Source organism: Kitasatospora sp. NPDC088548 (assembly GCF_044753005.1).
Taxonomy (GTDB): Bacteria; Actinomycetota; Actinomycetes; order Streptomycetales; family Streptomycetaceae; genus Kitasatospora.
Genome location: NZ_JBIVMI010000001.1, coordinates 447,308 through 467,755 on the forward strand (window position 1 = coordinate 447,308; position 20,448 = coordinate 467,755).

General features: G+C 75.0%; 12 protein-coding genes. 5 read left to right on the top strand and 7 right to left on the bottom strand.

Annotated elements, in window-relative coordinates; all coding sequences use genetic code 11:
* Positions 1–145: 145 nt before the first annotated feature.
* From ACIP82_RS02070 to ACIP82_RS02085, 4 genes are all read right to left on the bottom strand, one after another.
* Positions 146–2,584 (bottom strand): hypothetical protein, encoded by a 2,439-nt coding sequence (locus tag ACIP82_RS02070; protein ID WP_400649855.1) that lies wholly within the window; start codon positions 2,582–2,584, stop codon positions 146–148.
* Between the two features lie 184 nt (positions 2,585–2,768).
* Complete coding sequence (locus tag ACIP82_RS02075) at positions 2,769–5,144, bottom strand: hypothetical protein (protein WP_400649857.1); 2,376 nt, start codon at positions 5,142–5,144, stop codon at positions 2,769–2,771.
* A gap of 204 nt (positions 5,145–5,348) precedes the next feature.
* Entirely contained in the window at positions 5,349–6,893 is a 1,545-nt protein-coding gene (locus ACIP82_RS02080) for a lipase maturation factor family protein (RefSeq protein WP_400650324.1), read from the bottom strand.
* Between the two features lie 335 nt (positions 6,894–7,228).
* Positions 7,229–8,299, bottom strand: a complete 1,071-nt coding sequence (locus ACIP82_RS02085) for a GAF domain-containing protein (protein WP_400649860.1) — start codon at positions 8,297–8,299, stop codon at positions 7,229–7,231.
* A 409-nt stretch (positions 8,300–8,708) separates the two neighbouring features.
* On the opposite strand from ACIP82_RS02085, the gene ACIP82_RS02090 reads away from it, so the two are divergent.
* The 5 genes from ACIP82_RS02090 (at position 8,709) to ACIP82_RS02110 (ending at position 13,927) form a co-directional block, all read left to right on the top strand.
* The gene (locus tag ACIP82_RS02090) at positions 8,709–9,989 is read left to right on the top strand and encodes an acyl-CoA dehydrogenase family protein (protein WP_363604611.1); all 1,281 of its coding nucleotides are present in this window, start codon (positions 8,709–8,711) and stop codon (positions 9,987–9,989) included.
* Between the two features lie 399 nt (positions 9,990–10,388).
* The gene (locus tag ACIP82_RS02095) at positions 10,389–12,452 is read left to right on the top strand and encodes a sensor histidine kinase (RefSeq protein WP_400649861.1); all 2,064 of its coding nucleotides are present in this window, start codon (positions 10,389–10,391) and stop codon (positions 12,450–12,452) included.
* Entirely contained in the window at positions 12,452–12,883 is a 432-nt protein-coding gene (locus ACIP82_RS02100) for a roadblock/LC7 domain-containing protein (RefSeq protein ID WP_400649864.1), read from the top strand. The genes ACIP82_RS02095 and ACIP82_RS02100 overlap by 1 nt, the downstream gene beginning before the upstream one ends.
* Positions 12,880–13,260, top strand: coding sequence for a DUF742 domain-containing protein (locus tag ACIP82_RS02105; protein WP_363604523.1), 381 nt, complete (start codon positions 12,880–12,882; stop codon positions 13,258–13,260). The genes ACIP82_RS02100 and ACIP82_RS02105 overlap by 4 nt, the downstream gene beginning before the upstream one ends.
* Positions 13,261–13,354: 94 nt before the next feature.
* A complete protein-coding gene (locus ACIP82_RS02110) occupies positions 13,355–13,927 on the top strand; it encodes an ATP/GTP-binding protein (protein WP_363604522.1) in 573 nt (190 codons plus the stop codon).
* A 56-nt stretch (positions 13,928–13,983) separates the two neighbouring features.
* Here the strand turns inward: ACIP82_RS02110 and ACIP82_RS02115 are convergent, their stop codons facing one another.
* The 3 genes from ACIP82_RS02115 to ACIP82_RS02125 all read right to left on the bottom strand — a co-directional run bounded on the left by ACIP82_RS02115 (position 13,984) and on the right by ACIP82_RS02125 (position 20,447).
* Positions 13,984–14,454: a MarR family transcriptional regulator gene (locus ACIP82_RS02115; RefSeq protein ID WP_363604520.1), complete on the bottom strand. Its 471-nt coding sequence runs from the start codon at positions 14,452–14,454 to the stop codon at positions 13,984–13,986.
* A gap of 114 nt (positions 14,455–14,568) precedes the next feature.
* Positions 14,569–16,569 (bottom strand): hypothetical protein, encoded by a 2,001-nt coding sequence (locus tag ACIP82_RS02120; RefSeq protein WP_400649869.1) that lies wholly within the window; start codon positions 16,567–16,569, stop codon positions 14,569–14,571.
* Positions 16,566–20,447, bottom strand: a complete 3,882-nt coding sequence (locus ACIP82_RS02125) for a DUF5682 family protein (RefSeq protein WP_400649872.1) — start codon at positions 20,445–20,447, stop codon at positions 16,566–16,568. Before ACIP82_RS02125 ends, ACIP82_RS02120 begins: the two co-directional genes overlap by 4 nt.
* Position 20,448 lies beyond the last annotated feature (1 nt).

Sequence of the window (20,448 nt, forward strand, 5' to 3'; positions counted from 1 at the left end):
GCGGCCACGAGCGGCGACAACGGCGGCCCCGCAACAGACCGGCGGCCCCACCGGCGATGAAGCACGGTGGGGCCGCCGCGGTGCTGCGGGCCGGCGTCCTGCGGCCTCGGACATGACGTCGGCCCGAGGACGAGCCGTCCCGCGGTCAGCTGTCCCGCGGGGCCGAGCGCTCGGTGACGGCAGCGCGTCGGCGGGACCGGCGCCACAGGGCGCAGCCCAGGACGATCAGGCCGCTCCCGGCCAGGCCCGCGACGGCGGTCTCCGGACCGCTGCCGGTACTGGGGAGGACGGAGCCCTCGGCGTGGCCGGCGCCCGGACCGCCGGGGTGGCCGCCATCAGCGGGCGGGACGGCGTTCGGCCGGTCGTGACCGGGGTGACCGGGGTGACCGGGGTGGCTCGGGCAACCCGGGTGCCCGCCCTTGTGGTCGTGATCGGCCGGGCAGGGGGTGACGGTGACGGTGACCTCCGCCGGCGGACTCTCCACCGTCCCGCCCTGCGGGTCCAGAGCGGTCGCCCGGGCGCGGTTGGTGACCTTGCCGGCCTTCGCGTCGGCCTCGGTGACCTGGTACGTGCCGTGGCAGGTGGTGCTCTGGCCCGCGGCGAGGTTGGTCAGATCGCAGGTGACCTGCTGGACGCGGTCGTCGGTGACCGTGAGGCCCTGGAGTTCGGTGGTGCCGGTGTTGGTCACGGTGTAGGTGTAGTGGATCGTTTCGCCGGGCCGGACCGGGCCCTTGGTGTCGGCGTGCTTCTTCAGCTTCAGCCGCGACGCCCCTCTGATCGTGATCGTGGCGTCGACGGTCGGGGAGGTGACCGTGGTGCCGTTGGCGGTGCCGGTGGCGAAGGCGTGGTTGGTGACCTGGCCGGCCGCCGCGTCCGCCTCGGTCACCACATACGTGCCGTGACAGGTGGTGCCGGCCCCGGGGCTGCCCGCCGGTGCCAGCACGGTGGCGGCGCAGACGATCCCGGTGACCCTGTCGTCGGTCACCGTGACGGCGTCCAGCTGAACACCGCCGGTGTTGGTCACCAGGTAGGAGTAGGGCACGGTCTCCCCGACGGCGAACGGCTCGGGGGCGTCGACGTGCTTCTCCACCGTGATGCCCGGCGGAGTGACGATGGGCACGGTGGCCGAGGAGGGCGGCGAGGTGATCGGGGTGCCGTTGAAGGTGGCGGTGGCCTGGGCCGTGTTGGTGACGAAGCCGCGGGCCACGTCCTCGGCCGTGATGGTGTACGTCCCCGTACAGGTGACGGTCTCACCGGCCGCCAGCGTGCTGACCGGGCAGGTGACGGGGGTGACCAGCGGGTCGTTGACGGCCAGGTTGGTCACCGGGGAGGCACCCGCGTTGGTGACCACGAAGTCGTACGGGACGGGGGTACCCGGCACCAGCAGCCCGGGCAGCGGCTCGTGCGGGGTCTTGACCAGGCTCAGGGTGGGCAGCGGCTGCTCGGTGGTGATCGCCACGTTGCGGATCAGGTGGACGTCGGTGAAGGCGCCCGTCGACCCCGCGAACCCGAACTTGTACGTGGCGGGCACCGGCTCCGGAGCCGGCGTGGACAGCACCTGGTGCGGGCCGGTCCCGTCGTTGAAGTCGATGCCGACCGTCAGGACCGGGTGCGGGGCGGGCGTCAGATGGACGTTCACCCGACGCCGGGAGGGCTCCAGCGCGGTCTGCGCGTCCTGGGGCGTGACGCCCGGCGGCAGCGTGGTCAGCGGGCCCTGCAGCAGGCCCGGCAGCGTGGACGGCCACGGACCGGTGGTGGTGAAGTTGCTCGTCGTCGCCGTCAGGAAGCAGTACCCGAGCAGACCGTCCCCCGGCCCGCGGACGGTGACCATGTTGGCGCCCGGCGCGGGCACCCGGAACTGCGTACCGGCCGGCGAGCGCTGGGCGCAGCCGTTGCCGCGCTGCTCCCAGTCGCCGAAGTAGTTGCCCAGGACGTCGAGCCCGACCCCCAGGTAGCCGCGGTCGACGCCGGGCAGGAAGGCGAGGTTCGGGTCGTCGTTGGGCAGCTTCTGGGCATAGCCGAGGCTGCCGCCGAAAGCCCCCGGGTGGGTGAGGGACTCATCGCCGTCCACCAGGAAGAAGGAGATGCCGTCGGCCGGGGTGTTGGGCGTGGTGCTGCCGTACTGCCACTGGTCGAAGGTGACGTCCAGGCCGTTTCCGGCGGGGAGCGCCTGGTTGTAGAGGACGGCACCGCTCTGGTCGTTGCTGGAGTCGGTGACCCGGAGATAGCCGAACGGCGCCGCGTTGAGGGGCGGCACCGGCCCGGTCTCGGCAGCCGGGCACCCGCCGAGCGGATGGTTGCCCGGCCCGGGCGCGGCGGCGGCGGGGGCACCGGTCAGGCAGGCGGAGCCGACGGCCGTGAAGTCCGCGTCGGCGGTGGCCCCGGTGAAGGTCTCCTGAACCAGCGGCGTCCCGGTCGCCCTGACCCGTTCGGGGACGGCGGCGACCGCTTGTCGGGGGGCGGCCGCGGCCGGTGCGAGCTGACCGGTGAGGCCGACGCCGATCATTCCCAGCGTCACCGCTGCCGTCGCGAGGCGGACCGTACGGGCGTGGAGCCGCGACGGGCCGCTGTGTCTTCTTGTCATGGCAGCAATATGTATCCAGGCGACTACCCGCTGTCTCACCCGTGGCTGCCAGTCAGCTCATCGGCGCCCCCGCAGGAGTGGTACCACCGGACCCCGGGCGGGGGCCGGCCGGACGACGAGAACGCGAAAGGTGGCACCGCCGGACTAACCGGCGGTGCCACCCAGGATTCGACGGGGCCTGCGGTCAGCCCCTGGCGGCGGCGACCGCGGTCCCCAGCGCCTCCTTGATCCGCGGCCCCAGGCGGGCGAAGCCCAGCTCCTTCATCGCCGCCCGCAGCAACTCCTCGTCGCTGCGGTCGACGCCATCGCCGTCCAGCCACCGGACGACGGCCAGCAGTTCCTCCGCCGAGTAGGCGGTCACCGGGCGGCCCGGCGTGAAGTCCGGCTTCGCCGGCCGACCGGTGGCCGCAGGCTCGGGCTCAGCGGCGGCGGGCTCGGCCTCGACCTCAACGGCGGGGGCAGCCGACTCGACCTCAGCCACCGGCTCGGCAGCCGGCTCAGCAGCCTCGGGCACGACGGCCTCGGCCTCGACCGCCTCGGGTTCGACGACCGGCTCCGCCTCGACGACGTCAACCGAAGCGCCGGCCTCAACCTCAGCCACCTCAACAACAACCGGCTCGACAACCTCAGCCGCAACGGCCTGGACTTCGGCCACCACCACCGACTCGGCAGCCTCAACCCCAACCACCGGCTCCGCCTCGACGACGTCAACCGAAGCGCCCGCCTCAACCTCAGCCACGACCGGCTCGACAACCTCAGCCACGACCGGCTCGACAACCTCAGCCACAACGCCCTCGGGCTCAGCCAGCTCGACCTCAGCCACCGGCTCGACAACCGACTCAACGGCCTCGGGCACGACGGCCTCGACCTCAGTCACCACGGCCTCGGGCTCAGCCGACTCGACCTCAGCCACCGGCTCGGCAGTCGACTCAGCAACCTCCGCCACCTCAGCCACAACGGCCTCGGGCTCAGCCAGCTCGACCTCAGCCACCGGCTCGACAACCGACTCAACGGCCTCGGACACAACGGCCTCGACGACCGGCTCCGCCTCCACGACGTCAACCGAGGCCCCGGCCTCAACCTCCGCCACCTCAGCCGCAACCGGCTCGACGACCTCAGCCACCGGCTCGGCAGCCGACCCAGCGACCTCCGCCACCTCAACAACAACCGGCTCAGCGGCCTCAGCCGCAACCGCCTCGGCCTCGGGCTCAGCCAGCTCGACCTCAGCCACCGGCTCGACAACCGACTCAACGGCCTCGGGCACCTCAGCCACCACGGCCTCGGGCTCGGGCTCGGCCGGAGTGGCCGACGCGGGCAGTACCAGGTCGTCGGCGGCGGGCGAGGGGGCCGGAAGAGTGACCACCCGGACCTGGGACTCGGCGGGCTCCTCGGCCGTCGGCTCGGCCTTCAGCTCAGCCGCCGGCTCGTCCGTCGCCGGAGCAGCGTCCGTCTCGGCCTCGGTGTCGGCGTCCGTCTCGGCCTCGGCTGCGGCCTCCGTCGCGACCTCGGCCCCGGCCTCGGCTTCGACCTTGATCTCCGTCTCGGCTTCGGCCTCGACCTCGGCCGCAGCCTCCGGCTCCGTGCCCGTCTCCGCGGCCGTGGCCAGCCCGTCCCGCTGGCCGCCGGCCAGGGCCTGGCGGGCGTTGTACGCGGCCTCGGCGGCGCGGCGGTCGGCGTGGGCGGCGGCGAGTTCGGTGAGGAGTTCGGTGAGCCCGGCCTCCTCCAGGGTGGTGCGCAGGGTGCGGAGGGTCGGGAGGCGGTAGAGGGTGCCCTCGTCCGCGGCGAGGCGGTCGACCAGGTCGATGAGGTCGGTGAACGACAGCCCGTCCAGGTCGTGGTCGGGCAGCAGGCGGGCGAGGCCGCCCAGGCCGCTGTTGATGGCCTCGAAGGCCTGGGCGGTGCGCTCGACCAGCGCGCCGTCGGCGGGCGGGACCGGCAGGGTGCCCTCGGAGGCGAGGACGGCCCAGGCGCGGCGCTCGACCTCGGCGGAGGCGAGCGCCTCGTGCAGGTCCTCGCGGCTGGGGCGGCGGGGGCCGGCGGCCAGGGCGGTGGCCTGCTTGCGCAGGGCGCGGGCGCGCAGCCAGGAGAGCTTGACGCCGCGCTCGCGGCGCCAGGTGCCGTCGGCGGTGGCGGCGGCGAGGGCGTCGAGGTCGGCCTCGTAGGCGGCGCCGACGAGGACGGTGGAGGTGCGGTGGACGCGCTGGAGGAGTTCGACGAGCAGCGCGGCCTTGGCCACGGTGTCCGGCTCCTCGAGCTTGGCTTCGGCGGCGAGCGCGGTGACGGCCTCCCAGGTCTGCTGGAGGTCGCGGCCGCGCAGTTCGGCGAGGGAGGTGGAGGCGGCGCGGGCGTCCTCCGGGGTGGCGACGGTGTCGACGGCCGCGTACCAGGCGTGGGTGTCGGCGGTGAGGCTGAAGGCGCCGAGCTCGGCGTACCGGCCGAGGTCCTCGCGGAGGTCGGGCTCTGCCGTGGCCTCCTGGCCGCGGGCCTGCTCCGGGTCCGTGGCGTCCTTGGCGGCTGCGTCGTCGGCGGCGTCGGCGTTGCGCGAGTGAAGCACTGTCATGTGAGGTCCGGTTCTGGGCGACTGCGGCGGGGCTGGCGGCGAGGGGAGGCGGACCGGGTGCGCACGGGGCCCCGGCGGGAGGGGCTGGGGGCGCGCGGTCGGGCCGCCGGTTGTGGAGGCCCAGAATACGGGTGCCCGTTCGAGCCTTGCACGCACCCACCGCCCCACGGTCGGGTGTGGCGTGCCATACCGCCCGCGTGGCCGCTACTCGGGAGGGCCGGGCGGGTGGTGCGGCGCTGGGCCGGGCGGGTGGCCGCCCGGCCGCCGCAACCGGTCCACCGGCACGGTGCGGATCCGCCGTCCGAGCGGCGGGCGGTAGCCGGAACGGGTGAGGATGCCCAGGCTGACGGGCGCGAGGTATTCGTGCAGCGCCGTCCGGTGCCACCACGCGCCGGTTTCGCGCAGTTCGCGCCAATCGGTGAACCGGTAGAGATACAGGGTCGCCCGGACGTGGGTCGGTGGGGCGCCGGGGAAGGGGTTGTGGCGCAGCAGGCGCAGCGTGGCGGGGTCGTTGACCAGCAGGCGGGCGACGAACGGCAGGAACCAGGGCCGGGCGTAGGCGGGCGAGATCCCGGCGAACCACATCAGCCAGTCCAGCCGGAGGTGGTAGGGGGCGTACTGGCGTGGGAGGCGGCGCACGTCGCCGGGTTTGCCCTTGAAGCCGTACTCCTGCCACACCGTGTGCCGGGTGACGACCGGTTCGTCGGTGCCCTCGACCACCACCTCCTGGCGGATCCGGTTGATGCTGCCGAAGGCGCCGTAGGTGTTGACCAGGTGCAGGCGGTTGAAGGAGCGGTTCATGATCTGGCGGCGGGAGACCATGTTCCGCACCGGCCAGTAGCTGAGGACCGCGACGGCGGCGGTCAGCGCGACCACCAGCCCCTCGTACCAGCCGGGTGCGGTGCCGTACGGGCCGGGCCGGGCCGGGAGGCCGAGCCGGTGCGGGTCGACGGCGGCGAGGGCGAGGGTGATGGTCAGCCAGTTGAGCCAGGCGAAGTTGCCGGAGGCGACCAGCCACAGCTGGGTGAGGACGACGAGGCAGGCCGCGTAGGTGGCGATCGGCTGCGGGAGGAAGAGGCCGACCGGGACGACGAGCTGGGTGAGGTGGTTGGCGGCGGCCTCGACGCGGTGCAGCGGGGCCGGCAGGTGGTGGAAGAACCAGCTGAACGGGCCGGGCATCGGCTGGGTCTCGTGGTGGTACCGGAGGCAGGTGAGGTCGCGCCAGCAGCGGTCGCCGCGCAGTTTGATCAGGCCTGCGCCGAACTCGACCCGGAAGAGCAGCCAGCGCATCAGCCAGAGCACCGGGAGGGGCGGGGCGGTGTCCTCGTTGCCGAGGAAGGCGCCGAGGAAGCCGGCCTCCAGCAGCAGGGACTCCCAGCCGAAGGAGTACCAGGTCTGTCCGACGTTGACGATCGACAGGTAGAGCAGCCAGAGCACCGCCCAGAGCGGCACCGTCGCCCAGAGCGGGACGGCGTCCCCCAGTCCGCCGGCCAGGGCGGCGGCGAGGGCGGCTCCGGTCCAGGAGACGGCGGCGAAGAAGCGGTCGCTGTAGTGGAGGTGGAAGAGGCCGGGCGCCTGCCGGAACGGCACCCGGGCGGTGAAGCGCGGCACCGGCAGCATGCCGTCCGCGCCGATCAGGGCCCGGAACTGGGCGGCGGCGCCCAGGAAGCCGATCAGGTAGAGGGCGGCCAGCATCCGTTGCAGGAGCAGCCTGCTGAGCCAGTACTCGGGTGCGGCGAACCACTCCATGCGGCCCATGCCTACCATCGGCGGGCCGCGCGCGGGGCGTGCCCGGGGCTGCCTGCTCCGCCGGTTCACCCGCCTGGGCCCGGTCGGGTGAACCGGCGGGCCCGGCGGCAGGCCGGCCGGGCGGCGGGATGCCGGGGCGGCGGCGTGGCAGGACAGCGGCGTGACCGGGGGCAGTGTGGCCGGAAAACACGGCCCCCGCCCGGACGGCGAAGTGGCGGGGAGCCTCTCCTCGGGGGTGAGAGGCGCCCCGCCACGGTGTCGGCGGTAACTGCGGTGGGAGCGGCGGTGGTCGGCCGGGTGGTCGCCGGTCCGTCGCCACGGTGGTCGGTCAGGGCTCAGCCCGGCAGGACGAGTCCGGTCTCCCCGGCGGCGACGCCCGGACGGCCGGTGGTGGCGCCGTTCTGCTGGAGCCGGTCGACCAGCAGCGCGGCGAGCGTGCCCAGCTCCTCCTCCGTGCGGGACTGCGCGGTGACGTCCATGCCCACGGTGAGGACACCGTTGACCTGGCCGGTGCGCGCGGCCCGCAGCGGGGTGCAGGTGAAGCTGAAGATCTGCTGGCCCCGCTGGGCGTCCGGCCGGGCGGACTGGATCCGGACGTCGTTCAGGACGGTGGTCCGTCCGGTGCGGTAGGCCTCGGCGACGGCCTGCTGCAGGCCGGCCGCGCCGAGCTGCGGGTAGGCCTGGCCGACCGAGCCGTACGCCGCGGGGGCGCCGAAGGTGTCGGCGTGCTGGGCGTTGGCGTAGCGGATCTCCTGGCCGGGGCCGTCGGTGAGGATGATCGGGAACGGTGAGCCGTCGAAGGCCGCGAACATCTCCTGCTGCTGGGCGAGCAGGTTGTCGCGCAGCCGGATCTCGGAGAGCAGGGCCTCGGCGAGGTGCTGGATGTCGCGCAGCCGCTCGCGGCCCCACTGGCGGGGTTCGTGGTCGAGCACGCAGACGGTGCCGATGACGGTGTTGGTGTCGTCGACGAGCGGGGCGCCGAGGTAGGCGCGCACGCCCAGCTCGTCCACGACCGGGTTTCCGGCGAACCGGGGGTAGGCGAGGATGTCGTCCAGCGCGAGGGGGGAGCGCTGGGCGACGACGTGGGGGCAGAAGCCGTGGCTCATCGGCATCTGACGGGTCGGCAGGTCGAAGGCGATGCCTCGGTCGGCCCAGGAGGATCCTTCGGGTGCGACCTCGGCCGAACTTGGCGGAATGTAGAGCCCACGGAACATCTGGCGCTCGTCGTTGATGAAGTTGACCATCGCGATTGGGGCGCGGGTGATGCTGGCGGCCAGGTGAGCGAAGCGGTCGAAGGCCTCGTCCGCGGTCGGTTCGTTGAGACCCAGGCTGCGCAGCCTGCGGGTCCGCTCGGACTCACCGGCGGCACCCGGGAACTGGCCTTGAGTGCTCATCACATCAGTCATGGCGCACATGTAATCAGACATCCGACACGATCCGCGCTCCCGGCTCTCCGGTTCAGCCGTGCTGATGAACAGTCAAAGCCGCATGTGGACGGCGGCTTGGGCAGGTCGCGAAGTGAAGAAGGACCATTTCCCCGCCCCCCTGCGTTCCAATCCTCCCGGTGTTCGGTTGAAACGATTCACGCCAATCGAAGGTCAACTGTGGAGGCACCCGGGTCCCCATACGACAATGAGCCCTGCCGAAAACACGGATGGCGTCCCCCGGATGCCGCCCGAACTTCCGCACGCGCCCGGCTGCAACAGGACACCCGGCCGCCAGCACCCCGCCCCCACGTCCATTGGCGGACGAGCGGAATCGGCAGCACGGACGGAGGCACAACCACCCGCTGACCGAGAGGACCCACCCATGGCTATGGACTACTTCACCGACGAGCGGCACGAGAGCCTCCGAGCCGAGGTCCGGGAGTTCGCGGAGAAGGAAGTACGTCCGCAGGTGGCCAGAATGGAAGCCGACCGCGGAGTGGAGTTCGAGCTCTCCCGGGAGATCGCCCGCCGCGGCTGGATCGGCGTCACCATTCCGCGCGAGTTCGGCGGACTCGGTCTCGGCCACCTCGCCAAAACCGTGATCGTCGAGGAGCTCTCCCGGGTCAGCGGCGCGATGGGCGCGATGGCACAGGCCTCGCAGCTCGGAGTCGCCAAGGTCATCCACTACGGCTCCGACGCCCAACGGCGCCACTGGCTGCCGCGGTTCGCCTCCGGGGAGTCGCTGCCGACCATCGCCGTCACCGAGCCCGAGTCGGGCGGCCATGTGCTCGGCATGTCCGGCACCGCGCGGCGCGAGGGCGACGAGTACGTGCTCAACGGCCGCAAGTGGTTCGTCGGCAACTCGCACATCGGCGACGTGCACGGCGTGGTGCTGCGCACCGGCGAGGGCAGCCGGGGGCTCTCCGCGTTCCTGGTGGAGAGCGACCGCCCGGGTTTCCGGCCCGGCACCCTCGGCTCGCAGAGCGGACTGCACGGCTTCAGCTTCGGCGAACTCGTCTTCGAGGACTGCCGGATCCCCGCCGCCAACCGGCTGGGCGAGGAGAGCCAGGGCCTGGACGTCGCCTACTCCTCCTCCACGCTGTACGGGCGGCTGAACCTGGCCGCCGTCGCGCTCGGCATCCACCGGGCGATCGTCGAGGACACGGTGCGCTTCGCCGAGGGGCGCGCGCTCTACGGCAAGCCGCTCTCCCAACTGCCCAACATCGCACTGAAGCTGGGCGAGATGCAGTCCCGGCTGATGACCGCCAAGCTCTCCGCGTACCACGCCTCGCACCTGCTGGACCACGGCAAGGCCTGCGACGCCGAGCTGATGAACGCCAAGCTGATCAACACCGAGTACGCGCTGGACTCCGCACGCAACGCGATGGAGATCCACGCCGCCCGGGGTCTCCAGGCCGAGTTCCACATCGAGCGCTACCTGCGCGACGCCACCCACGTCTACCCGCCGGCCGGCACCTCGGACGTCCAGCGGCTGCGGCTCGGCCAGGTCGCCGCGGGCACCTACGGCAAGCAGTGGTCGGCCGAGCTGTCCGGCCCGGCCAGCTGGGCCTGGACCGAACTGGCCCAGCACGAGGCGGAGGTGGAGAGCGACGCCGAGCGCACGATGGAGCTGGAGGCCTCCGTGCTGCACATGCCGCTGGCGGGCTGAACGGGCCCGGTCCGGCCGGGCGTCGGCGTCGACGTACGGGGGTCGCGCCGGCGACGCACCGGCGATTGACCTGTTCCTGGCGGCTTTCCGGAGACCGGCCGCGGCCTCCGGAAAGCCGTCGGCGCTCCCGAAACCCTTTCTGACCTGTGACGATCCGCCATCCGGCGGTCTCCGGAGGGGCATCCGGCCCCGTCACCACCCGTTCACATATCGTCAGTTGATGTTGCGATCAGGGCACCTGGGGCTGGTAGCGTTCCTGCAGTCGGCGGGCCGTGCTGCACCCCGCACGGACGGTGACACCGCGTCAGTCCGTCCGGCAACCCCGGCCGTGGCGCCCTGAAGCCCCGGCCGGACCGCGCACGGGCCACCCCACCGTTCGGCCCTGCAACAAGGAATCAGATGCCAGGCATATCGGCCCCCCGCACGGGCCACCGCGCCGGCCGGTCCGGCTCCCTCCGCAGCTCGCTCCTCGCCCTCGCGCTGGTCCCCTGCCTGGGCCTGGCCGCCGCCTGGGGCTATGCGGCCTTCCTGCTGCGCGGCGCCGGACACCGCACGCCCCTGCTGGCCGTCAGCGCGGCCGTCGCCGTCGTCCTGCTCTGGAGCCTGGTCCACGGCGTACGGGTCGCCCTGGCCCTGTCCGGCCGGCTGGCGGACCTGCGCACCGACACCCTCGCACTGGCCCGGCACGAGATCCCCGAGGTGGTCGGCCGGCTCCAGGCCGGCGAGTCCGTCCCGTCGCCGCCCGCCTGGGCCCCGCCCCGACGCTCCGGCGACGAGGTCCAGCAGACCGCCGACGGCCTCGCCGCCGTCCGGCAGGCCGCCGTCGCCGCCATCGTCCACCAGGCCCAGGGCCGCGAGGGGACGAAGAAGGTCTTCCTCAACATCGCCCGCCGCACCCAGATCCTGATCCACCGCCAGATCAGCATGCTGGACGCGCTGGAGCGCGAGCACGAGGAACCGGAGCTGCTGCGCGAGCTGTTCGCGGTCGACCACCTGGCGACCCGGATGCGCCGCAACGCCGAGAACCTGGTCATCCTCGGCGGCGCCCTGCCCGCCCGGCGCTGGCGCAACGCCGTGCCGATGGTCAACGTGCTGCGCAGCGCCGTCTCGGAGACCGAGAACTACGCCCGGGTGGTCGTCCAGGGCGTGCCGCGCGCCTCGCTCAGCGGGCAGGCCGTCGCCGACGTCATCCACCTGATCGCCGAGCTGATCGAGAACGGCACCACCTTCTCCCCGCCGTACACCCAGGTGCAGGTCTCCGCGCAGGAGGTCCCCAAGGGCCTGGCCGTCGAGGTCGAGGACCGCGGCCTCGGCATGAGCGAGGAGGAGTACGAGCGGCTCAACGACTACCTGGCCAACCCGCCCGAGCTGGACGTCTCCGCGCTCGGCGACGACCTGCGGCTCGGCCTCTTCGTGGTGGCGCGGCTCGCCGCCCGGCACGACATCCAGGTCACGCTGCGCCCCTCCCCCTACGGCGGCACCCGGGCCGTGGTGCTCGTGCCCGCCGTCCTGCTGGAGCAGGCGGAGCAGTCGGCGTCGGTGCCCGGCCTGCCGACCGGCGCCCGGGTCACCCGGACGCCGGTGCCGGAGGAGGCCGTGGACGGCGGGTCGGCGGAGGAGGCCCACGCCGAACTGTCGGGCGCGCTGGCCGGGGTACTCGGCGGGCTGCTGGGCAACGGGCCGGGCGCGGCGCCGGGCGCCGGCCCGAACCAGCCGGGCCAGGCTCCCGGGCAGGTGCCCGCTCATGCGTCGGGTCGGGAGTCCGGTCATGCACCCGGTCATGCGTCCGGCCATGCGCCGGGTCGGGCACCGCGTCAGGCGTCCGGTGACGGCGACAGCAGTGTGATCATCGGAGAACTTCTGGCCCAGTACCCCATCGACAGCGGACGGGCCGACGGGGAGCCCGCCAACGGCGGTCTGCCGGTGGGCTCCCCGATCCCCGGGCTGCCCGGCGCCGTGGTCGTGCCCCGGCCCGTGCTGCCCCGGCCGTACGACGGCCTGACCGACGAGCCGGCGGCCGGCCTCCCCGGCGGCCCTCCGCCGGACGGCCGGCACGACGACCTGCCGACGAGCCACCCCGCCGACCGTCGCACGCCCAGCCACCGGCGCGCCCCGGAGGCCCCCGTGGAGCACGGCCCGGACGGCGAGCTGCGTACCCCGCGCATCCTGCCGCAGCGGGTGCGCAACGCCAGCCTCGCCGAGCAGCTGCGCGAGGCCAACGCGCCCGGCGCCATGCCGCCGCCGCCGGCCGTCGCCCCGGCCGCACCAACGGCCGGTCCGTACGGCACCCCGGCCCCGGCTCCCGGCGGCTCGGCCGAGGACCTCTCCCCGCAGCGGTCCCGCGCCACCATGGCCGCCATCCAGCGCGGCACCCGAACCGCCCGCGCGGCGGCCCCCGACTCGGACGCACCGGCCGCTCCCCCCGCACCGGCCGCACCTTCCGCAGCTAAGGACGAGCAGTGATGACGCAGCACACCGAAACCCCGCGCGACCTCAACTGGCTGCTGGACCAGCTGGTGGCCCGGGTACCCGAGACCCGGCACGCCATCGTCCTCTCCGAGGACGGCCTGCTGGTCGGCCTCTCCCAGGGCCTGGACCGCGCCGATGCCGAACACCTGTCGGCCGTCGCCTCCGGCCTGCAGAGCCTCGCCCGCGGCGCCGGCCACCGCTTCAACGGCGGCCGGGTCCGGCAGACGGTGATCGAGATGGACCAGCTGTTCCTGTTCGTCACCACCGCCGGGCAGGGTGCCCGGCTCGCCGTCCTCACCAGCGAACTGGTCGACGCGGGCCTGATGGCGTACGAGATCAACGTGCTGGTCAAGCAGGTCGGCCAGTACCTCACCGCGGCGCCGCGCAGCGACGCCGGCCAGGTCGGCGCGGGCGGCGGTGCGTGACCGCCGGCGCCGAGGAGGCCTGGTTCTTCGACAAGGACGCCGGCCATCTGGTCCGCCCCTACGCCATCACCAACGGGCGGACCGGCCCGGTCCGTGACGGCTTCGCACTGATCACCCTGGTGGTCACCGCGGACCCGCTCACGGACACCGCCCGGCTGACGCCGGAGCCGGCCGCGATCATCGACCTGTGCCGCGAACGCCCGCTGGCCGTGGCCGAGATCGCGGCCAGCCTCGACCTGCCGGTGAGCGTCGTCAAGGTGCTGCTGGACGATCTGGCCGAGGCGCGGCTGATCCTCACCCGGGCGCCGGTCCAGCTCGCCGAGGCGCCGGACCTCTCGCTGATCCAGGCCGTGATCGAGGGCGTCCGCCGGCTCTGACCGGCGGCCCCGCCCTGCTCGGCCCCTCACGACCGTCGCCGCATGCCGGTGGCCGTTCTCTTCTTACCTTCAGTTCTCTTTCAGGAGACCCGAATTGACGTCCCAGAGCCTGGTGCCGGGCGCGGTCAAGATCCTTGTCGCCGGTGGCTTCGGCGTCGGCAAGACCACCATGGTCGGCTCGGTCAGCGAGATCGAACCGCTGCAGACCGAGGAGCGGATGACCCGCGCCAGCATCGGGGTCGACAGCCTCGACGGTGTCCAGGGCAAGTCCACCACCACCGTGGCGATGGACTTCGGCCGGATCACCATCCGCGAGGACCTGGTGCTCTATCTCTTCGGCACGCCGGGCCAGTTCCGGTTCTGGTTCATGTGGGACGACCTCGCCCTGGGCGCGCTCGGCGCGATCGTGCTGGCCGACACCCGGCGGCTCGAATCCAGCTTCGCCGCCGTGGACTTCTTCGAGCAGCGCGGCATCCCGTTCGCCATAGGGGTCAACTGCTTCCACGGCCGCCGCGACTGCGCACCCGAGGACGTCCGCCGCGCCCTCGACCTGGACGCGACCGTGCCGGTCGTGCTCTGCGACGTCCGCGAGCGTGCCTCCAGCAAGGAGTTGCTGCTCGCCCTCCTCGACCGGGTGCACCGGGACGCCCTCGCCGGGCGGCGCTGAGGACCGCCCCGACCACGATCTGGGCTGCCCCCCGGCCGGGACAGCCCCCGGGACGATCAGACCGCGGTCGGGGCGGCCCGGGCGGCGGGCTCCAGTTCGCCCAGGGCACGGACCAGCGGGGCCAGCTCCGGGATCTCGGTGGCCTTGGCCAAAGTGGCCTCCAGTGTGGCCTCGTGGACCGGGCGGGCGGCTGCCAGCAGTTGGCGGCCCTGCGGGGTCAGCTCGGTGTAGATGCCGCGCCGGTCGTCCATGCAGAGGTAGCGGCTGAGCAGGCCGCGGTCCTCCAGCCTGGTCACCAGGCGGGTGGTCGCGCTGCTGCTCAGCGCGGCCGCGCGGGCCAGCTGCTGCATCCGCATGTGCCAGCCGTCCTGCCGGGAGAGCGCCTCCAGCACGGTGTACTCGACCACCGAGAGCTGGTGCTCCGCCTGGAGCGCCTTCTCCAGCGCGGCGTCGATCAGACCGTGCAGCGCGGCGAGCGTACGCCAGCCGCAGGCGCGGATCTCGGCGGCATCGTCGTGGATACCCATGGCTCGCCTCTCTGTTCCCGTCTGTTCCCGGTCCAGGTTCCGTCGTCCGGTTCCGTCTCCCGGCCCCGGCCGTCCTACGGCCTCTGAACGCTTCCTGTCCGCCAAGTATGCCATTTAGCGCGGATTACCTGCTTTTGCAAATACTTTTGCCGGCGCCTCGGCCTCGGCCCCCTCGTGCCGGCCCTGGTCCGGGACCCAGGCGCCCGCGCAGAGCGCCGAGGCCAGTTCCTCGCCGTAACAGGCCGCCGCCAGCCAGGCACCGGTGAACGCGTCGTGGTCATCCGCCACGACCCGGCCGAAGACATCCCGGGGCTGGTCCCCCGCCGCCGCGCGCAGCCCGTCCAGCAGGGCCGCCCCCGTGGCCAGGCCCGCCGACCGCAGCTGTGCCTGGTCGGTGCCCGCCGACCCCGCGCCGAACGCCAGCCCGAGCCGCCCGCCGGTGACGGCCTGCTCGACCCGGCGGGTGAGCAGGTGCACGGGGGCGTCCGGGGCCGGGTCCTCCGGGGCGGCGACCGTGGCAGCCGTGGCAGCCGTGGCGGGCGGGGCGGCGGCAGGCGGGGCTGCCGGGGTGAGGTCGGCGGTCTGCATCCGCTCCAGGCCGAGGTTGACCCGGCCCGCCCGGTCGGCGGGCAGGGCCAGCACGGGCGGCTGCGGCCCCGGCTCGCCGGGCGGCACGCCGATCGCCAGCAGCCGCAGCTCCGGACGGGCCGCGCGCTCCAGCCGTCCGATCACCCGCAGGCGCAGGCCCGGGGCCGTGGCCAGCAGGGCCAGATTGCCCCGGTAGGCCAGGCCCGGGTGGTCGTGTGCCGCGCGCAGGGCGATCACCAGCCCGTCGCAGTCGGCGAGCAACTGCGCCCCGCCGCCCGGTCCGTACGGGGCGGCGCCCAGCAGCGTCACGTCCAGGAACAGCAGGTCGCTCCCGGCCGGCCGGCTCTCGTACGGCAGCGCCGCCGCCGACAGGGCCCGCTCCACCTGCGCGGCCGGCGGCTCGGCCCAGAGCGCGGCCGACGGCTCCGCCGTCCACGCCGCCCCCGCCGCGCGGACCGCCCGGACGGAGGCGCCCGCGCCCAGCCGTCCGGCGGCCGACCTGGTCGCCCCCTGGACCGCCAGCCCGGAGCGGCTGAACTCCCGGTGGCCGAGCGAGGCGTCCCCCAGCCGCACCGCCCGGTTCCCGGCCCCGACGGCGTGCGGGGCGGCCGTCGTCGCGTCGTCGTGCGGCATGATCTCCGCGAGGGTGCTCAGCCGACCGGTCGCGTCCACCGCCCAACTGAGCACACCCGCGTGAGTGGCCGTCAGCACCGGCTCGACGAACAGCCCGTACAGCCGCAGGCCGCCCACCTCGCCGTACACCTGGCGGGCGGTGCCGCGCAGTTCGTCGACCCGGCCCGCCCCGGCCACCAGGGCGGCGGTGAGCTCCAGCACCTCGCGCAGGCCCGCGACCAGGTCGGCGAGCCGGTGGTCCGGCTCGCCCGAGCGGGCCGCGCGGACCCGCGTCACCACGGCCACCGCGGCGGCGGCCGGCCGGTACAGCCCGGCGATCCGGGCCCGGTGGGCGGCCCGCAGCAGCTCCGCCTGCAGGACGGCGCCCGCCCCGCTCACCCCGGCCGCCAGCACGGCGGCCGCCGCCCGGTGGAGGTGGCGGACGGCGGCCCGCTCGGGCGCGGTGAGGGGGGCCTCCGGGCCCGGGGCGTCTCCGGCGGCTTCCCCGGGCGCGCGCTCCGGCCCCTCGGCCGGGCCCGGACCGGTCTCCCCCGAACCGGTCTCGGCCGAGGGGTCGGTCGAGGGGTCGGCCAGGCGGCAGACCGTGACCGCCGCCGCGCGGTGGACACAGGCGGGTGCCAGCAGACAGCCGCAGCGGACGTCGGCCGCGTCGGCGACCACCCCTCCCGGCGCGTGCAGGACGAGTGACGTCTCCTCGTCCACCGCGATCCGCCACTCGTCACCGGAGTGCTCCACCGGCCGGTCGGCCAGCTTCTCCGCCGCACCGTCCAACCGCTTCTGCAGGCGGGCCGACAGCCCGGCCACCACCTCGGCGACCACCTCCGGCCGCACGGCGGGCCAGGCCTGCCGTTCCGTGACGCCCTGCTGCTCCGTCGTGCTCTGCTGCTCCGTCATCGGACCTTCTCCCCCACCCAGCGGGCCAGTTCCAGCGGGCTGAGCGCCGCCACGGGCATTCCGGCCGCGACGAGTTGGCTCGCGACCGCCTTCGAATAGCGGGCCGTCCCCGTGTCGTCCAGCGCGGCGCAGCCGAGCAGCTGGCAGCCGGAGTCGACGAGGGCCCTGGTCTGGGCGAGCAGCCCGCCGATCGGGCCGCCCTCCTCGAAGTCGCTGATCACCGCGACGAGTGTGCGGGACGGCACCGTCACCAGCTCCCGTGCGTACTTCAGCCCGGTCGCGATGCTGGTCCCCCCGCCGATCCGGACCTCCAGGAGCAGGCTCAGCGGATCCTCGACCCGCTCGGTGAGGTCGACGATCTCGGTGGAGAAGGCCACGAAGTGGGTGCTCAGCGACGGCACCCCGGCCAGGATCGAGGCCGTCAGCGCCGCCCAGACCGTGGACGACTCCATCGACCCGGAGACGTCCACGACCAGGATCAGCCGCCAGTCGGCTGCCTTGCGGGCCCTGGTCCGGAACACCGGCCGCTCGGGGACGATCACCGTGCCGCCGCCCGGTACGCCCGGCCGGGCCGGACGGGCGGTGGCGAGGTTGGCCCGGATCGTCCGGTCCAGGTCCAGGCCGCCGCCCGGCCGGCGGCTCGGGCGCGGCACGCTGATCCCGGTCAGGGCGGGGCGCAGCCTGGTCGCCAGCTCCCGGGTCAGCTCGTCGACCAGGCGCCGCACCAGCGGGCGCAGCCTCGCGATCCGGGCCTCCGGCAGGCCCCCGGCGTGCTCCAGGACGGTGCGGAGCAGGTCGACGGACGGGCGGACGGCGGCCGGGTCGATCGCGTCCAGCGCGTCGGTCCGGCCGTGCGCGACGGCCGCGGCGAGCACCTCCTCGCGGATGCCGGGCCCGAACAGCGTGGCCAGTTCCTCGGACCACTCCCGGACCCCGGGGTACGGGGCCTCGCGGCCGCCCCGGCTGCCACCGGCGCCGCCACGCCCGTCCAGCCCGGGGCCGGAACCCTCGCCCCGGCCGGTGCCGTACAGCTCGTCGAGTGCGGTGGCGAGGCGGGCCGACCGCCCGCCGAGGCCGCCGCTCCCGGGCCGTCCGAGCAGCAGCCGCCAGCGCTCGGCGGGCGCGAGGGCATGGGTGGCGGGGTCGGCGGCGATGTCGTGGCCGGACGCGGCCGGGCCCGAGGTGGCCTGACCCGCCGCCCGGGGCGGTGTGGCAGGTCCGGCCGCCGCCGGGGAGGGCCCGGGGACGGCCGGAGGAAACAGGCCGCGTCGGCCCAGGGCGGTGCGGGCGGCCAGGTCGGCGCGGGCCCAACGGGCCAGCAGCGCGGGCGCGACGGTGTCGGGCAGGGCCTGGAGCCGGGTGCCGAGCCGCTCCTCGACCAGGGTCAGCAGCCGGTCGCGGGCGGCCGGACTGAGGGTGTCGAAGCCGCCCCGCAGGGCGGGCAGCCGGTCCAGGAACCCGCTGTCGGGCAGGCTGGTGACGCGCTCCAGCACCGGTTCCAGCACCTCGGGCGCGGAGGCGAACAGCCCCTCCGCCGCGGTGAGCAGCCCGACCAGCGCCCGCCCGAGCACGTGCCGGGCGGCCGGTTCGGTGGCACCGTCCACCCAGGAGGCGACGCGGTCGCCGAAGGCGGTGGGCCGTTCCTGTCCGAGCAGCACCCGCACCGAACCGGCCGCACCCCGCACCAACGGGCTTCCCCCGACGGCGAGTTCGGCCAGCGCATGACCGAGTCGCAGGCCGCCGGACTGGTCGGCCCGACGGGCCAGCTCCACCAGGGCCCGCGCGTCGGCGGGGTCGTCGGAGCCGCCCAGCCCTTCCAGCTGGCGTACGGCGGCGACGGTCAGCAGCCCGCCGGCGGCGGCCAGCGCGGCGGCGCGGTCACTGGCACCCGCCGAACCGTCGGGCGAAACGGGTGAAGCGGGCGCACCCGGCTCAGGACGAACGCCCGGGGCGGCGAGCGGTCCCGGGTCCGCGCCCGTCCCCGGCGCGCCCTCGGCGGGCCCGGCCGCCTGCGCGTCGCCCGGCGGCGCCGGGGCGGCGAGGCCCGGGATGTGACCGGCGGTGAGGCGGTCGAGGAGGGCGAGGCCGTCGAGGAGTTCGGGCAGCGTCCCGCTCTCCGGGAGGACGGCGGTGAGCTGGGCGAGCCGGGTGTCGGCCAGCGCGGGCAGGCCGCAGGCGGCGGCGTCGGCGAGGCCCTGGACGACCTCGCGGGCCGTCGGGCCGTCCGCCTGCCGCTCACGGCGGAGCCGCTCGCGCAGGGCTCCCTCGGCGGCCTGGGCCGGGGTGACGCCGCGGGTGCCCGCCACCGTCAGCATCGCGGCGACGGCCGGGGTCCACCGGACCTGCCAGCGGGTGCCGAGGGTCTCGGTGCCGCCGGCGCCGGTGCCGGCGACCGGCTCGCCGTACGGGACTCCGCAGGCGGCGAGGCGGTGCAGGAGCAGTTCTCGGCGGCGGTCGAGGGGGGAGCGCAGCGGGTCGAGGCGCAGTTCGCGCGGGGCGGCCTCGCCGGAGTCGGCGGGGCCGGGGAGGCCGAGGTCGGCGAGCAGGACCTCGACTGCGGGGGCGAGGCCGCTGCGCGGGGCGGCGGGCGCGGGCCGCCCGGTGCGGGTGCCGACCAGGACGCGTTCCAGCGCGCGGGCGACGGCCCGGCCGCGGCCGAGGGGTTCGCCCTGGGCGAGCACGGTCTGGACGGCCTCGACGAGTTCGCCGCGGCCGGGGGCGGCGAGCCCGCGCAGCCGGGCGAGGTCCCCGGCGAGCCGGACGATCTCGCGGGCGTCGGCCGGGCCCGACGGGTGGTCCTGGGTGCGCAGGGCGGCGCAGATCCGGACGGCGGTGCCGGTGAGGGCGTCGGCGAGCCGGTCCGCGTCCCCGCCCGCGTCGAGGACGGTGTGCTGCCACTCGGGGTCGCGGATGCCCGCCGGGTAGCCGGAGCGGGCGTCGAGCAGCGGGTAGGTGTAGGGGATCAGCGAGACGACGTGGCCGCCGTCCGGCCCGGGCACCCCGTCGGACGCCTCGCCGGACGCCTCGCCGACGGTGTCCGCCGACGGGTCGAGCAGCGCGGGCGCGTGGAAGGCGCCGACCACGGCGGCCACCCGGCGCCCGTCCGCGGCGGCCGCCCGGATGCGCGCCCGCATCCAGGCCTCGCGCCGCAGGTCGTACCGGTCGACGCCGTCGCCCTGCTCGGCGTCGCGGCGCATCGCCCAGCCGACCAGCAGGGCGGCACGCCGGACGGCCTCCGGGGTGGAGCCGGGGGCCGCGGTCTCGACCAGGCGGTCCCAGAGGTCCTCGTCGTCGTCCCGCCCGGTGAGCCGGTGGCGCAGCGCGTCGGCCACGCCCGGACCGGTGTCGGCGGCCGGTCCGTCGGGGCTCGGACCGGCGGGACGGCCCACGGACCGGCCCTCGGACCGGTGCGCGAGCGGCAGGTCGCAGGCGATCGCCTCGACACCGTTGCGACGGGCCCAGCGCAGGGCCGCCAGCTCCGGCGAGAAGTCCGCGAACGGGTAGAAGGCGAGCCCGGGGGTACGGTCCGAGGTGCCCTCCCCCGGGCCCGCGCCGTCCTCGGGCCCGCCGGGGGCGGCGGCGAGGGCGACGGGCGCCTGGGTGGACTCGTCGGCCAGCCAGCCGAGCCAGGGCTGGAACTCGGCGGGCAGTTCGACCAGCACCGCCTCGGGCCGGACGGCGTCGAGCAGCGCGGGCACCACCGCACTGAGCGACGGCGCGTGGTGCCGCACGCCGATCAGATAGGGCCCCGGCCCGCCGGTGCCGGAGGCGGCCAGCCGGGCCGCCTCCGCCTCGACGACCTCGCGCGGGTCTCGCGAGTCCTGGGGCTCCGCGCCAGCGGGGATGTCGGGGATGTCGGGGATGTCCGCGCTGCTCATC